The 15,639-nt window shown below is 39.6% G+C and carries 18 protein-coding genes; 16 read left to right on the plus strand and 2 right to left on the minus strand.

Features of this window, described 5'->3' with window-relative positions:
* The first annotated feature begins 90 nt into the window (after window positions 1–90).
* From NSQ62_RS10075 to NSQ62_RS10120, 10 genes are all read left to right on the plus strand, one after another.
* Entirely contained in the window at window positions 91–771 is a 681-nt protein-coding gene (locus NSQ62_RS10075; protein ID WP_341323795.1) for a DUF2711 family protein, read from the plus strand.
* 48 nt (window positions 772–819) lie between these two features.
* Complete coding sequence (locus NSQ62_RS10080; protein WP_341323796.1) at window positions 820–2,073, plus strand: MFS transporter; 1,254 nt, start codon at window positions 820–822, stop codon at window positions 2,071–2,073.
* A 123-nt stretch (window positions 2,074–2,196) separates the two neighbouring features.
* On the plus strand, window positions 2,197–2,709 hold the full coding sequence (locus NSQ62_RS10085; protein WP_341323797.1) for a sigma-70 family RNA polymerase sigma factor: 513 nt from the start codon (window positions 2,197–2,199) through the stop codon (window positions 2,707–2,709).
* Window positions 2,699–3,946: a hypothetical protein gene (locus tag NSQ62_RS10090; protein WP_341323798.1), complete on the plus strand. Its 1,248-nt coding sequence runs from the start codon at window positions 2,699–2,701 to the stop codon at window positions 3,944–3,946. The genes NSQ62_RS10085 and NSQ62_RS10090 overlap by 11 nt, the downstream gene beginning before the upstream one ends.
* A gap of 282 nt (window positions 3,947–4,228) precedes the next feature.
* Window positions 4,229–5,149 (plus strand): zinc ABC transporter substrate-binding protein, encoded by a 921-nt coding sequence (locus NSQ62_RS10095; protein ID WP_341323799.1) that lies wholly within the window; start codon window positions 4,229–4,231, stop codon window positions 5,147–5,149.
* 9 nt (window positions 5,150–5,158) lie between these two features.
* Window positions 5,159–5,899, plus strand: coding sequence for a metal ABC transporter ATP-binding protein (locus tag NSQ62_RS10100; protein ID WP_341323800.1), 741 nt, complete (start codon window positions 5,159–5,161; stop codon window positions 5,897–5,899).
* Complete coding sequence (locus tag NSQ62_RS10105) at window positions 5,896–6,774, plus strand: metal ABC transporter permease (RefSeq protein ID WP_341323801.1); 879 nt, start codon at window positions 5,896–5,898, stop codon at window positions 6,772–6,774. The genes NSQ62_RS10100 and NSQ62_RS10105 overlap by 4 nt, the downstream gene beginning before the upstream one ends.
* Window positions 6,767–7,630, plus strand: coding sequence for a metal ABC transporter permease (locus NSQ62_RS10110; RefSeq protein WP_341323802.1), 864 nt, complete (start codon window positions 6,767–6,769; stop codon window positions 7,628–7,630). Before NSQ62_RS10105 ends, NSQ62_RS10110 begins: the two co-directional genes overlap by 8 nt.
* Before the next feature lie 247 nt (window positions 7,631–7,877).
* Window positions 7,878–8,228 carry a PadR family transcriptional regulator gene (locus NSQ62_RS10115; RefSeq protein ID WP_341323803.1) on the plus strand — a complete coding sequence of 117 codons (351 nt, stop codon included), beginning with the start codon at window positions 7,878–7,880 and terminating at the stop codon, window positions 8,226–8,228.
* The gene (locus NSQ62_RS10120) at window positions 8,212–9,213 is read left to right on the plus strand and encodes a hypothetical protein (RefSeq protein ID WP_341323804.1); all 1,002 of its coding nucleotides are present in this window, start codon (window positions 8,212–8,214) and stop codon (window positions 9,211–9,213) included. The genes NSQ62_RS10115 and NSQ62_RS10120 overlap by 17 nt, the downstream gene beginning before the upstream one ends.
* A gap of 63 nt (window positions 9,214–9,276) precedes the next feature.
* Here NSQ62_RS10120 and NSQ62_RS10125 read toward each other — a convergent pair whose 3' ends face one another.
* Window positions 9,277–9,615 carry a GlpM family protein gene (locus tag NSQ62_RS10125; protein ID WP_341323805.1) on the minus strand — a complete coding sequence of 113 codons (339 nt, stop codon included), beginning with the start codon at window positions 9,613–9,615 and terminating at the stop codon, window positions 9,277–9,279.
* A 332-nt stretch (window positions 9,616–9,947) separates the two neighbouring features.
* On the opposite strand from NSQ62_RS10125, the gene yidC reads away from it, so the two are divergent.
* The 5 genes from yidC (at window position 9,948) to NSQ62_RS10150 (ending at window position 13,602) form a co-directional block, all read left to right on the plus strand.
* Window positions 9,948–10,709 carry a membrane protein insertase YidC gene (yidC, locus tag NSQ62_RS10130; protein ID WP_341323806.1) on the plus strand — a complete coding sequence of 254 codons (762 nt, stop codon included), beginning with the start codon at window positions 9,948–9,950 and terminating at the stop codon, window positions 10,707–10,709.
* A gap of 201 nt (window positions 10,710–10,910) precedes the next feature.
* Window positions 10,911–11,444, plus strand: coding sequence for an NADPH-dependent FMN reductase (locus tag NSQ62_RS10135; protein WP_341323807.1), 534 nt, complete (start codon window positions 10,911–10,913; stop codon window positions 11,442–11,444).
* 81 nt (window positions 11,445–11,525) lie between these two features.
* Window positions 11,526–12,155 (plus strand): nitroreductase family protein, encoded by a 630-nt coding sequence (locus NSQ62_RS10140; protein ID WP_341323808.1) that lies wholly within the window; start codon window positions 11,526–11,528, stop codon window positions 12,153–12,155.
* A gap of 202 nt (window positions 12,156–12,357) precedes the next feature.
* On the plus strand, window positions 12,358–12,807 hold the full coding sequence (locus NSQ62_RS10145) for a helix-turn-helix domain-containing protein (RefSeq protein WP_341323809.1): 450 nt from the start codon (window positions 12,358–12,360) through the stop codon (window positions 12,805–12,807).
* A gap of 18 nt (window positions 12,808–12,825) precedes the next feature.
* Window positions 12,826–13,602: a hypothetical protein gene (locus tag NSQ62_RS10150; RefSeq protein ID WP_341323810.1), complete on the plus strand. Its 777-nt coding sequence runs from the start codon at window positions 12,826–12,828 to the stop codon at window positions 13,600–13,602.
* A gap of 95 nt (window positions 13,603–13,697) precedes the next feature.
* Here the strand turns inward: NSQ62_RS10150 and NSQ62_RS10155 are convergent, their stop codons facing one another.
* On the minus strand, window positions 13,698–14,216 hold the full coding sequence (locus tag NSQ62_RS10155; RefSeq protein WP_341323811.1) for a GNAT family N-acetyltransferase: 519 nt from the start codon (window positions 14,214–14,216) through the stop codon (window positions 13,698–13,700).
* Between the two features lie 400 nt (window positions 14,217–14,616).
* On the opposite strand from NSQ62_RS10155, the gene NSQ62_RS10160 reads away from it, so the two are divergent.
* The gene (locus NSQ62_RS10160) at window positions 14,617–15,474 is read left to right on the plus strand and encodes a helix-turn-helix transcriptional regulator (protein WP_341323812.1); all 858 of its coding nucleotides are present in this window, start codon (window positions 14,617–14,619) and stop codon (window positions 15,472–15,474) included.
* Window positions 15,475–15,639 lie beyond the last annotated feature (165 nt).

The following is a 15,639-nucleotide window of genomic DNA, read 5'->3' on the forward strand; positions in this document are numbered from 1 at the left end:
TAGAGCATTTTCTAATTAGGTGTTTTTTTTATTGCCTAGTATTGTGTAAGTTGTTTTTGTTATAATTTACATAAAAAGGTGGTGTTTGTGGTGGAATATCTTTGGCTTAGCCAGAACGACACACCGATTTTACAGCAAGCAGGTCCATCATTTCGCTCGGCTGCACTCCTGTTTCACCCGTTCGTTCAAATGCCAAACAATTGGGCAAAAAATAAACGGCAACACCCACACGAACATGTTTATCCGAGCACACAAGAGCAGCTAACACTCGGCACACCGATTCGCTGGCAGGACATGCTGAAGAAAACCGGGCTCGGCTCGTATCAGCAGCTTGCGGTTAGTCTGCTCACATCGATTTCCGCATTGAATGAAGCCAGTGCCAATGAACAGTGGGCTACGCAATTAAATGAAGCATTAAACGAAGACTTGTTTTACCCGACAGAAGACACGATTTCAGTCTTTTTATTCGAGCCTATCATTGCTCTATTTCAGCAAATTGGTAGCACGCATATTCATTACAGTAATCCTATTCTTGGTGTAAACGGTGCGATTGAACTTACATCGGCCATACCCGAGCGTTTAGCTGAGGTTACAAGGAATGTTTGTTTATTTACCGATGAGCTAGAGCGGCTTGTGTTTATTAGTTCCTTTGATACGTTTGTAACCGTAATGCTGTCGAAGGAGGAACAGATTGAGCGGTTGATTGGAGAGCGGTTTGAGTATTTGGTTTGTGATGAAACTACGAGTATGAGTTGGTGGTATCAGAAATGAGTTTTTGCAAGATCCATAAAAATATCCATATTTAAAAAGGAGCGCGGTATGAAAACTTTACAAACTGAAGAATTATCACCAGACGTTATCAAAAAATTATATAAACGTGTATTAATCGTCGTTAGTATTTCGCAAATATTTGGTGGTGCGGGATTAGCAGCTGGTATTTCTGTTGGCGCATTACTTGCCCAGGACATGATTGGCGATAGCTCGCTTACGGGCATGCCTTCCGCTTTATTCACAATCGGCTCAGCATTTGCAGCCTATAGTGTAGGGAAGCTATCGCAAAAGTATGGTCGGCGGGTCGGCTTATCGCTCGGATTCTTCGTTGGAGGCATCGGTGCGCTTGGTGTCATTGTAGCAGCGGTTATACATAGTGTTGCGTTGTTATTTATCGCGCTCTTTATTTACGGCGCGGGGACGGCAACAAATTTACAGGCACGTTATGCGGGAACAGATTTAGCATCAAAAGAGCAGCGTGCACGCGCGATTAGTACAACAATGGTGATGACCACGTTTGGTGCGGTCGCTGGCCCGAATTTGATTTCTACAATGGGCGACGTCGCACAGAGCATTGATTTACCTGCATTAACAGGGCCATTCATTTTGTCGATGGTGGCGTATTTACTGGCAGGGGCGACCTTATTTTTCATGCTCCGACCAGATCCACTACAAATTGCGCGCCTTCTTGCACAAAAGGAACAACAAACGCAGCCGGTGTTATCAGAAGCTTCACTGCAATACGATAAAACCGGCATCTTTGTTGGTACGAGTGTGATGATTTTAACGCAAGTGGTTATGGTGGCGATTATGACAATGACTCCAATTCATATGATGCATCACGGTCATACGTTGGCAAGTGTGGGTGTCGTGATCGGTTTCCATGTCGGCTTTATGTATTTGCCATCATTAGTGACGGGGATGTTAGTTGATAAGCTTGGTCGTAATGTGCTTATCGTAGCAGCAGCAGCTACGTTATCTGCAGCCGGTTTACTTGCGGCTTATGCACCAACGGATTCCCTCACGTTACTCATTATTGCATTAGCTTTATTAGGTTTAGGCTGGAATTTTGGCTTAATTAGTGGCACGGCCTTAATTGTCGATCATACAACCATTCATAATCGGGCGAAAGTACAAGGTTCAGCGGATGTGTTTATTGCGGTATCTGGGGCAACAGCCGGTCTGTTATCAGGGCTCATGGTAGCAAGTACAAGTTATGCGGTGCTAGGAATTACCGGTTGCATTATTTCGCTCGCATTACTGCCGCTTGTCGCATGGATGAAGAAACGAAGAGCCGTGTAACTCATTAGCATAGGCATACATGAAAATTTTCACCATTTGATTAGATATTTTTCTAGTCAGATGGTTTTTATTTTCAACCAACGAACCCGCAGCATCGTTATACAAGAGAAGGGAGTGAACAAAGTGGATGAACAGCAACTTGATGACTATATGAAAGCCAATAGCGCAAGGCTACTACGGCTTGCCTATTACTACACGAAAAATTTACATACCGCAGAAGATCTTGTGCAGGATGTATTTATTAAGTTTTATCACATAAACCGACCGCTTGAAAAAGCCGATGCTGAGCGTTATTTAACAACAATGACTGCCAATAAAGCAAAGGATTACTTAAAAAGCTGGCATTATAAACGACTAGTATTTCAAGAAAAATGGCTCTCGCTAAAAAGTCCTGAGCAAGACGCACTCGTGAAAAGAGACGAGGAGGACCTCATTAGTGATGCGGTGTTAGGCTTACCGACGAAAGAACGAGAAGTCGTGGCGTATTACTATTTAGAGGGCTTTACATTAAAGGAAATGGCGGCGCTACTTGAAGTAAACGAAAATACGTTAAAATCAAGGCTTGTGAAGGCGCGGAAGTTACTTAAAGAACAGTTACAAAACGTTGAATGGGAGGTGTTAAAGGATGACGTATAAATTAAAGCAGGTGCAAAATACGGATGAGATTGAAAAATGTATGCGCCGCAATGTCTCACAGCAACTCAATAAACCGAAGCGTAAAAAAATAATTCATATTCCAATTCTTACCGCCATCATCACCATCGCAACAATCTTTTTAGTCATGCAATTAATGTCACCAAACTCATCAATGAAAACTGCTTCACCAGCACTAATGAATGTATTCACTGAAATCGATGGAAATGGGATTGTTTACTCTCAAGATTATTATGAGCTTGATATGCAACATATTCGAACATTGAAGTATTATCGAGAGGTGCCGCTAGCAACATTTTTACAAGTAAATCATGTGGAATTGACGCAACTACCCGCACCATTTTCCATTGAAGACGGTACGGTGATTGCTGTTAATGATGGCTATTTAACAGAGTTACAGCTACATTTTAAGAAAGATGATGCGTTTATTAATATTTCGATGGCTAAATCATACGGCAGTCAAATCGAGTATGCGACGTTTGCTGAAATAAAACAAGATGCTTACGGAACACCGATTGAACTTGAACGGTTAAATCCATCAACAACAATGGCGAAAAAGTTTATTCAGGGGGATGGTGGGCTCGTTTATCATTATTATCATTACAATGAAAAAAATGATGAGGTGAATGTTACAGCTACTATTGCCAATGAAATTTACAGCATAGAGGATAGCTTTATTTATCACCTCGGCTTTAGTCAAAACAGCTCACTAACAAAAGAGCAAATGACTGATTTCGCGAAGGAATTCATTTTAAATAATGAGTTGAAAACGCTGAATTTTGAAGAAGTAACGTATGTAAGTACATGGCTAACGCGCGGAGGAAAGGCAATGCTAGTTTGTTTAGTCGTGGCAGTGATGAGCTTTGTCTTGTTTGTGCCATTATTACGTGAGCGCTCTCCAAAAGTGCAAAAAATTATCTGGTCGCTCATTTGGATTTTCCTACATGCGCCAATTTTAACGTGGCTCATTTCCTTTAGTGTTGGTACACTTTACCGCGACGGCTTTGCGGCAGTTGGCATGCTGTTCATTGCGTACCCAGCACTGTTTGTTGTTGGAATATTAATTATTTGGCTCGTGAAAAGCCGGGTGAGATGGATTGTTGTACTACATGTACTCGCTTTCATCTTTACTGTTAGCGTGTCGATTTGGAACGGGTATTATATCGAATCTGAGCAGCAAGTAAGTCACGAGGTTAAGGCCGAACAAAAGATTAGCTAATGATTTTGAGTGATTTTTTATGTGTGAAATTTCATACACGAGGTGGGTAATCAATTTTAAATTGTTTATGCACCTCTTTTTTACGCTAGAAAGCGCTTAAATACAGGATGTTTGAACATTATTAAGGGAAGGCACTGGAAAAAAATTCAGAAAAAACTTGCATAATAAATTTTTTTGACTTATATTTTTCCTTAAGGAAACTTTTATTCGTTCGTGAAATATACTTTTATATACGCAATACACTTTCGCGAATGAAAAATAATAACAAAAGGGAGTTTTAACATGAAAAAGTGGATTGGTCTTGCAGCTTTGACATTAATGCTTGCTGCATGTAACGAGGATGAGGCGAAAAATGCAAATGCAGACAAGGAAGGAAACGTGGTCGCAACAACAGGTCAAATTGCCGATGCGGTGAAAGTGATTAGCGGCGAAAAGCTTAACGTCACAACATTAATGGGCCCAGGCGTAGACCCGCACCTTTATAAAGCAACACAAGGAGATATGACGACATTAGAAAACGCTGAAGTGATTTTTTATAACGGGCTTCATTTAGAAGGACAGCTTCAGGACATTTTTGATCAAATGGGCAAAGACAAAACCGTATTTGCCGCAGCAGAGGTATTAAAAGACGAGCAGCTATTAGTGGATGAGGAGGATGCTTCATTAAATGATCCACACGTATGGTTTGATATCATGCTGTGGAAAGAAGTTGTAGACGGCATTGGCGATACCCTTGTTGAAGAATACCCTGAATATAAAAAGGACTTCGAAAAAAATGAACAAGACTATTTAGCAAAGCTTGATGAATTAGCAGCCTATGCAAAAGAGCGTGTGGCAGAAATTCCACAAGAGCAACGTATTTTAGTAACAGCACACGATGCATTTAACTATTTTGGTGAGAGCTTAGGCTTTGACGTAAGTGGCTTACAAGGGTTAAGCACAGAATCTGAGTACGGCGTGAAAGATGTAGAAGATATGGTTACTTACTTAGTTGAAAACAACATTAAAGCCATTTTTGTTGAATCAAGTGTCTCGGATAAAGCGATGAACGCTGTCATTGAGGGCGCGAAAGAAAAGGGCCATACGGTAATAATCGGTGGTGAGCTTTTCTCTGACGCAATGGGCGCTGAAGGAACAGAAGAAGGCACATACTTAGGCATGTATAAACATAACATCAACACGATCGTCGACTCCTTAAAGTAGGTGAAACACATGGAAGCTTTATCCGTCGAGCAGTTACAAGTTGCTTATGACAAAAAAAGGGTGCTGACAAACATTAATGTAAATGTACCAACAGGTCAATTAACTGCGATTATTGGTCCAAATGGTGCTGGGAAATCGACCTTACTAAAGGCGATTTTAAACCAGCTCCAAAATAAACAAGGCACGGTTCAAATATTAGGAAAGCCTTACAAGCCTAAAGAAGGTATTGTTGGCTATGTCCCGCAGCGCAATGCCGTCGATTGGGATTTTCCAACAACAGCGCTTGATGTTGTGCTAATGGGCAGATACGGGCACCGCGGCTTATTGAAGTGGATGACCAAAAAAGATCACCAAAAAGCGTTCGATGCACTAGCAAGTGTCAATATGCAGGAGTATGCGAACCGCTCCATTGGTCAATTATCAGGTGGTCAACAGCAGCGTGTTTTCCTAGCAAGAGCGCTAGCGCAAGATGCACAAGTCTATTTTTTAGATGAACCGTTTGCTGGAGTCGATGTGGCGACAGAAAAAATGATTATCGACATTTTAAAGGGATTACGTGATGAAGGCAAAAGCATCTTTGTGGTGCATCATGATTTACAAACAGTAGAAGACTATTTTGATTATACAGTGCTACTGAACGAAACAATCGTAGCAGCAGGGCCAATCAAGCCGACGTTTACGGCTGAAAATCTCCAAAAAACGTATGGTGGCCGTCTTGTTTTATTTGAAAAAGAAGGCGTCGTCGTATGATTAGTGGGAATTTACTTTGGATTTTACTAGGGACGATGCTACTTGGGCTTGCAGCGGGTGTGATTGGTACCTTTTCATTTTTACAAAAACAAAGCTTAATCGGGGATGCGGCTGCACATGCTGCATTACCTGGTGTGGCGCTAGCCTTTTTAGCAACAGGCGAAAAAGATTTACCGATTTTAATGCTCGGAGCGGTTATTACGTCTACATTAGCGGTCTATAGTATACAAGGGATTGTCAATTATTCGAAGCTAAAAGCGGATGCTGCAATTGGCTTAGTGCTTTCCGTTTTCTTTGGAATGGGCATTGTGTTTTTAACGATTGTCAATCGTCAACCAGGTGGCAATCAAAGTGGTCTTAGTGATTTTATATTTGGGAAAGCTGCAGCGATGACAAAAAGTGATTTGTATTGGTTATTTATCTGTGCGGGGTTAATTTTAATTGTCAGTGTGCTGTTGCAAAAGCAATGGAAGCTCATGATTTTTGATCCTATTTACGCTAAAAGTATTGGTCTACCAGTAACATTTTTGAAAATCATGCTAACCGCGCTCATCGTGCTGACGATTGTTACCGGCATTCAGGCAGTTGGGGTCATCTTAATGTCTGCGCTGTTAATTGTGCCAGCAGCTACAGCAAAGCTCTGGACCAAAACTGTGGCGACGATGCTCATATTCAGTGGCGCACTAGGTGGCATATCAGGACTTGTCGGAACGTATATAAGTTCGTTAAAAACAGGCTTATCAACGGGTCCAATCATTGTATTAGTATCCGCATTTGTCTTTGTCATTTCATATTTGATTAGTCCAAAAGCAGGGCTAGTAAGTAAGGTCATGTACAAAAGACGTCTTCAAAGTGAGGTGACACCGCGTGATTGAATTTTGGGTCATTTTGACTGGGATACTTGTAGGCATCACATGTAGTATTGCAGGTGTGTTTTTAGTGCTACGTAAAATGTCGATGATTGCTGATGCAATCAGTCATACCGTGCTATTTGGTATCGTCATTTCATTTTTAGTGACACAGGCACTTACAGGCGTATCGATGTTTATCGGAGCAGCCTTAGCAGGGTTACTCACTGCATTTTTAGTGCAATATTTACGTTCGAATGGCATTCAAGAGGATGCGGCAATCGGCATAATTTTCACCACGCTGTTTGCGATTAGTGTGTTACTCATTACGATTTTTGCAGGCGACGTCCATTTAGATGTCGAGCATGTGTTAATGGGGGAAATTGCCTTTGTACCGTGGGATAAATTAACATTATTTGGTTTTGAGATGCCGAAAGCGATTTGGATGCTAGGCATTGCGTTAATACTCAATGTACTTTTGTTAATTGTCTTTTTTAAGGAGTTTAAATTATCCACATTTGACCCCGTTTATGCGGCATCAATTGGGATTCCAATTGTGTTTATGCATTATTTATTTATGATGATGATCTCACTAACAACTGTGTCTGCATTTGACAGTGTAGGAGCAATTTTAGTCATTGCGATGCTTATCGGTCCAGCTGCAACGTCTTATTTAATAAGTCGTTCGTTAAAGCAAATGTTTGGCTTTGCAATCAGTTTTGGTGTAATGGCTGCAATCGGTGGCTATTACGTAGCGAAATGGCTCGACACATCGATTGCCGGCATGATGGCAGTGATGGTTGGGTTCCTATTTATTTTCGTATTCATCGGTCAATTGGTGAATAAAAAGCGTGTAAAAAACCATTTACAATCAAACGTATGAGCTTGAAAAAAAGGACCACCTCCCTGGAACTTTTCTAACAACATCTATACGTTTTGGTTGTATTAAGGTTTATATAATTGAAAAAATTTGAGTTATAAACGACAAGCGGAGAAGGTGCTACAGACACTTTTTCCGCTTTTTAAATTAAATTTATGTAAAATAATTGAAAATAAAGCATCCATACTGTATCATACACAGTATAACTATATACTGTACGTCATACAATACTGGGAGGTGAAATGAGTGGATGAGTAATTTATTGCAATCCTTAATTACGGAGCTTCGGAGGGGAACGCTAATATTAGCGGTATTAAGCCAGCTTAGGACGCCTCAGTATGGCTATTCGCTTGTGCAGCTGTTAGAACAGTCAGGCGTCACAATCGACCAAAGTACGCTTTATCCACTTTTGCGACGCTTAGAAAAGCAAGAACTTGTAACGAGTAGTTGGGATACAACGGAAACAAGACCGCGAAAATATTATGTGCTTAGTGATTATGGCTTAGAAATTTTTCTGCAATTGAAAAAGGAATGGCTTAGCAATTCGAAGGAACTTTATTCTTTAATAGGAGATGATGAGGAAGATGGCATTAACGGATAGTTATATTCATGAGGTGACCCGTCGATTACCTGAAAATATGAGGACAGATATTGCGCTTGAGCTACGTTCGACAATAGACGATATGTTACCGGATAATTTTAGTGAAGAAGATGAAAAAGGGGTACTCAATCAACTTGGAAACCCCGTCATTTTAGCCAATGGTTATGCAGATCGCCCGATGCATTTAATTGGCCCGCGCTACTATGATGTCTATGTAACGCTTCTAAAAATGATCGTTCCAATCGCAGCGGCTATTTCACTTCTTTCAATCGTTACGAAATATATTATTAGTTACAAGCCAAATGAAGCCATTTTATCGTTCATTTTAGGTATTGTAGGAAGCGGTTTTGTTACGATGCTTGAAGTGGGGATGGCAGTCTTTTTCTGGTTAACACTTATTTTTGCCGTAGCTGAAAGAATCAATAAAGATAGTGACCAACAGCCTTTAACATTTAACTTAACAAAGTGGACGGCCGATGATTTAAAACATATTGTACCGATTCCAAAGAAAAAGGAAATTTCAAAGCTCTCGGTGTTTACGAACTTAATGTGGATTGCCATTTTTACCACGCTTTATTTTTATGCGAACCAGATCGTTGGGATTTATATGACAATCGCGGATCGTTTAACATTTGTCATGCCAGCAATCAATCAGGAGGTTTTACAATTTTACGGGCCATTCGTTATTTTTGTAATTGTTCTTGCCGTTATTTTTGAAATCTATAAGCTATTAAAACACCAATGGACAAAACGGATGGCTGTTATGAATTTACTATTACAAACAGTTTCAACGGTTCTATCTATCGTGATTATAAAGAACGCGAATTTTCTAAACCCAGAATTTATTACGTTTATATCAGAGCAGTTTAATCTGACAAACTGGCAATTTAACACATGGATTATTGGTGGTGTCGTGCTTACTGTAATTATTAGTGCCATTTTAGGAGTATATGAGGGCTTTAAAAAGGCAAGTATTCGTTTGTAAAGAGGGCTATTTACTGCACAAAAAAATGAACCGCGCTACTCACTTTCGAGCAGCGCGGTCTTTTTAATGCTGTAGCATCGTCATAATCGGTTTTCCAATCACCATAAACACCGCATAAATCGCCAATGCACATAGGACGGCTTGTCCCGGTTTCCACATACTTGAGAAATAGAAAACGAGACTCGTAAACAGCACCATTCCAATTGCCCCGAAAATCGCATTTTGCTGCACAACATGAAACGTTTCATCGGTCATCGCCTTCATTTGCAAGCGCATATTGAGAAGCGTCAAAATAGGCAATAAGGTAATAATGGCCGATAAATAATGAAGATTTGAACGGCTTAGCCACGAAGCAAGTAACATGACCGTACCGCCAATAATAAATTGAATGACATAAAACACGCACATTTCCCTCTATTCCACTAAGGTAACGTTACTATACCGTAGTGGAAATGTTTCGACAATAGCATTTCAAGCAAAATAGAAACAATATCCACACAAAAGAATTATCCGCCCATAGTAAAGCAATAACGAGTCTATATATATCCAGCCAATATGGACAAAATCCACTTTTTTCTAAACAAACTTTGTTACGATAAAGTGTGCGTAAATTATCAGAATTGAACAAAACCAGGTCGTTTTATGTAAATACCTAATTAACAGAGTGATTATTGTAGAAAAATCAAAAAGTAGTGTACGATAAATAGCGTACAAATCTTGCAAGCAGGTGGAATATGAAAAAATTACAACTCAGCTTACTCTTACTAAGCACAACTATTTTATTAGCCGGCTGTGAATCCGTTGAAAACAAAGAAGGCTTCTTCTATTCAACATTCGTTAAGCCAATGAACTGGGCACTTGATACACTAGGTAATGCCTTTGACGGTAGCTACGGTTTAGCCATTATCGCGATTACATTAATTATTCGTCTCGTATTACTACCATTTATGTTGAAATCCTATAAGAGTCAATCAGAAATGAAAGTAAAGATGGACAAGGTACGTCCGCAAATGACTGATATTCAGGCGCGTATGAAGGCAGCATCTACACAAGAAGAGAAAATGGAAGTTCAGCAAGAAATGATGGCCTTATACAAAGAGAATAATTTAAATCCTCTTAATATGGGCTGCTTGCCAATGCTGATTCAAATGCCAATCGTCATGGGCTTATACTTTGCGATTTTATATTCGACAGAAATCAAAACGCACTCATTCCTATGGTTTGACCTCGGTTCAACGGATATTATCATGACTGCAATTGCGGGGATTATTTACTTCATCCAAGCAAAAGTGTCATTGCAAACCGTTCCGGAACAGCAAAAGGCACAGATGAAATTAATGATTTACATTTCACCAATTATGATCGTGTTCATTTCACTGTCATCGATGGCTGCATTGCCACTTTACTGGGCAGTCGGCGGGGCATTCTTAATCGTTCAAACCTATATTGGACGTAAATTATATCCACCCGCACCAGTCACACAAGAAAAAGAATAAAATCCATCGGCTACTGGCAATACTGTCAGTAGTCTTTTTATGTAAAAAAAAGATGGTTACTTTTTGTAAGTTTTGTATTGACGCAATGTTTTCTACATGGTATATTTATCTCGAATTCAAAACAAACGAATTCAAAGTATTTATTTGGGGTATACAATGTAAGGTGATTCAATCACCAGATAATTTTAGGAGGATGGGAAAATGACAGTAAATATTGGAATTATAATCGGATCAACACGTGAAGGGCGCGTATCACCACAGGTAGCACAGTGGGTGAAGGACGTCGCGGACAAGCGCGGTGATGCGAACTATACAATTATCGACATCGCAGAGTACAACTTACCATTTTTAGGGACAGCCGATGCACCAGGCGCGGCGGATTGGTCAAAAGCAGTAGCAGCACAAGACGGTTTCGTATTTATCGTACAAGAATATAACCACTCGATTACAGGTGCACTGAAAAATGCACTCGATTATTTACGCGCTGAGTGGAACAACAAAGCAGCGGGCATCGTATCGTACGGTTCAGTTGGCGGCGCACGTGCAGCCGAACATTTACGCGGCATTTTAGGGGAACTATTAGTCGCTGATGTGCGTGTACACCCAGCATTATCATTATTCACAGATTTCGAAAACGGCACAAAATTTACACCAAAAGACGTGCAAGCGGATTCAGTGAACCAAATGTTAGATCAAGTTATTTCTTGGTCAACGGCGTTAAAAACAATTCGTTAAACTAAAATAAGAAATGTACAAGTCATACGACGTTGTACATTTCTATACTTACATACTATGAAACTAAAGTGAGGGCTTTCCATGGACTTTGAACAACTAGTCAATTCACGTCATTCTGCAGTTAACTTTGAAAAGGACTTCAAAATGACAGAAGCAGATTTCGAAAAAATTTTTAACCTAACAAAAACAGCGCCAAGTGCCTACAACCTGCAATTTACGAATTATTTAGTCGTGATGGATGAGGACAAAAAAGAGCGTGTACGCGCATTAAACTATGATCAATACAAAATTCATACAGCAAGCGCGGCAATCATTGTGATGGGCAATCGTAACGCCATTGAAATGGAAAACGTCGAGAAAGTATACGGCCCGCTGAAAATGTTGAAAATGATGGATGACCAAGACTACGACATGACTATGGATTTAATTAAAGGCTATGGAGATGGCTTAAAAGCAAATCAAGCCGTAAAAGAGGAACTGCTTCGTAACGCAGGGATTCATGCGATGCAATTTATGCTAGCAGCGAAGCATTACGGTTTTGATACATGTCCGATGCATATTCATAACATCGATGAAGTGAAAAAGGAATTCAATATCCCAGCCCATTTAGAGCCAATGATGCTTATTACAATTGGGAAAAGTGTAGATAAAACACGCCCGCGTGGCTACCGTAAGCCTGTTGGGGAATTTGTACAATTTAATAGTTTCTAATATTAGAAACTAACTGTAGCTGAACTGCTCCGGTTAGTTTTTTTATTACAATAATTGGGAGGGTGATATAGTTAGAGAAACAAAGTGAGGTAAGGGTGGGATTAAAAAAGGCAGCAGCTTAAGTCACGTAGACAATGCGTGACTTTTTTATTGTAATTTTAAAATATTGGTGTAAAATTACACTAAAAGGGAGGTTGTACATTTGGAACAGCAACAATTTATTCGATTGATTTCTGAAAAAATGAAACTCGTGCGTAACGAGCATGGGTATTCGCAAGATAAAATGGCTGAAATCCTTGGCCTATCGAAAAAAACACTCTTGCAAATTGAAAAGGGGCGCAATGAAGCCGGCTGGACGACCGTAGTAGCGTTTTGTGCCATTTTTAATCGTAGTGAATTATTACAAACGATTTTAGGTGATGAGCCTCTGTATTTTGTCCAGCTTTTAACGGAGAAAAATGAGCTGACACCGAAGGATAAAACGCTCGGCGGTAAGGTATGGTGGAAGGAAATCGAAGTGCGCGGCGAGTTTCGACTGCAGCAAAACGTCATCAGTAGCCATTTCCGTATTTTAGACGGAGCACATTATCGGATGTATAGCTCGTTTGATTTGGAAGATGCGAAAAAACGCTTGCAGGAATTAGCGCAGTAGATAAGTCGGAGGTAAGTAATGAAAAAAGCAATTGTAGCAATGTTAGGTTATGCATGTCCATTTGTTTTTGGGGCGATGTTTATAGATTATTCGAGATGGCCGCCGATGGTTGGATTCGCATTAATGCTTGTAGTAACATCCATATTAGCAGTCATTATAAGTAAAGCTTGGGGCATAAAGGCGGTAATCCTTGGCAATATACTAACATTTGTCGTGTCGTATTATTTCGTAGGCAGCATGGAGGATGTGGATCGTTGGGGTTCCTATTTTAAACCACTAACACCCGTACAGATGCTTGTTTTTGTTAGTGTGTGTTTGGTTCTATTTCAGCTAGTTGTTGTAAAAATTAAGCTGAGAAAGGATAGTTTTATGAATAAAAAAAGAATCTATTTTACGTTAATTGTTCTGCTAGCTTTCACGATGAATTTAGTGCCGGCTCTTATGTATCCAGATATAAAAATGACAATTTTCCATTTTATCATTTCGGTAGCTGCACTGTTTTCAATCGCGCTGTTAACGGCCAAGCAAAGGAAAATAGTTTTTGTTGGTGGAGCGCTTGCGGGACTGCTCATTTTTGTTATTAATTTAACATTTCTTAGTGATGCGCGTCTAAATTTTGCCGTACTAGATATACTGCTTTCCATTGAGTATCCACTCTATTTGTTAATTGTAACACCATTATTTGGCTTAAATTATGTATTTTCACTCGACTATGACATGTTTGCGCTGTTAGTAACAGCTGTTTTCACGATGCTATTTCTAATTGGGAAAATGTTCATAAGAGATGCTACCTAACAAAAAACTGACCAAAACTGATGATGAACGGTTTCTAGGATTCGCTTTTCCCTAGTGTTCATAATCTGGTTTTGGTCAATATGTGTGGTGAAAAGCTAATCCAGCATTTTCACCATAATATAATCGAGCTGTGCCTCGTTCCCCATCATAAATGTATGTGTCGTCGTTTTGACGAAGCCCTGACTTTCATAGAAGGCAATGGCATTTACATTTTTCTCCCATACACCAAGCCAAATACTCGATTTATGTAACTGTTGTGCAATGAGAATCGCTTCACTCATTAAAATTTTACCAAGCCCCATCTTTTGAAAGGCATTTAAAATATAAATTCGTTCAATTTCTATAGCATCCTCAGCTTTTCCTTCTGTTTGAGCATTACCTTCATTAACCTTTACATAACCAGCTAATTCATGATCAACGTACAGTAATTTGATGATGGATAGCGGGTTTTTTATTTCTGCCAATAACTTTTCAGGTGCAAAGGCTCGTTGTAAATATTGTTGCATCGTCTGTTCATCATTTTGTTCATGAAAGGTTTCGTAAAATGTTTCACGCCCAATTTGCTGTAACTTCTCGACATCGAGTACTGTTGCGCGTTTTAATGCAAAATTCAAATGGAGCCCTCCCTTACCATTATTAAAGCGCTAAATCGACAAGAAATCAACTACTCTATGGTAATTTTTAGCAAATAAGGTTATCTATATGAATATTAGCTCTTACTAGTATAGGTGACATAAAAATTCGTAACACTTATAAGGATAGTTTTTTTATCGTAAGCTGCGTTAATAACAGGACGACGAATAAAAAAAATAGTGAAACAAGTAAATTCAGTGCATTCGAAGGCAATGAAATCAGGGAATTAACAACAGTAAAAAGCATAAAGAAATATAAAAGAAAAACGGCGAAAAATTGCAGTATTTTTTTCATGCAAAAACCTCCTAGACACTTCCATTTTATATGGAATAATGAGAAAATTGAAAAAGTATTCAAAATTGAATATTGAAGGAGGATTCTATGGAAAACTATGGTGCAACGATTAAACAAATCCGCATCGGTAAAGGGATGACGCAAAAAGAAGTTTGCATGGGGATTATTTCGCAGGGCAATTATTCGAAATTTGAAAGCGGCGAAAACCCCGATATCAAAGTGACGATTTTACAAGCCCTATTACTGCGCTTAAATTTACCGATGGACGAATTCTTTTATATACACAATGGCTATAAAAACCATGAAAAAATTGCCATCCAGCGGGCACTTTATGAGTCACTCTATAACGACCCGGAAATGCTTGAAGGTCATTTACAGCGAGCGAAGCACTATTTACAGCACGAGCCGAACGACCAAGATATGCAAATTTTTGCTCAAATGATCAAGGGACTCATCGTGCTAGCGAAAACAGGTGATTTCGAACAAACGTGCAAATTAGTGGAACCTATTTGGGAAAAGCTAAGTAAGCGTAATGAGCTCCTTGTTTCGGATATTTATATATTAAACAATATTTTATTTGTGTTTCCACTTGAAACAGCCATGGACATTTTACAATTTTTACTTCGTCAAATCGAGCGCTATGGTAATTACCGCCAGGTCAAGCGGATTTACTATAGCCTCGTACTGAATGCAAGTTTGCTACAAATCCGAGCGCAACAATTTTCTGAGGGCACTGCATTATTAGATACGGTATTGCCGAATTTACAACAACAGAGGTTATATGCACACTTGGCAGTAGGTTATATACGAAAAGGCATTTGCTTACACAATTTATCAAAGGATGGCACGGCGTGGATTGAAAAAGGAAAGCACATTTTGCTGGCTGTGGAGCTGAATAAAATGTGGAACACACTGGAAGAAGAAATAAAAAAATACACAAATTAAAACCTAGACGTAAAAAGCTATGCCAACCTTCAAGGAGAGCAGCAGCTCGTGGCACCACTTTAATGAATGCAATGACGGATCTTGAAACCATCCAGCAACAGGAAAAACTCGGCTATTTAGGTAAACAGTGGCAGACTATATAAATGCTGCGCAAAAATGGGCGGT

This window comes from Solibacillus sp. FSL H8-0523 (assembly GCF_038051985.1).
Classification (GTDB): Bacteria; Bacillota; Bacilli; order Bacillales_A; family Planococcaceae; genus Solibacillus.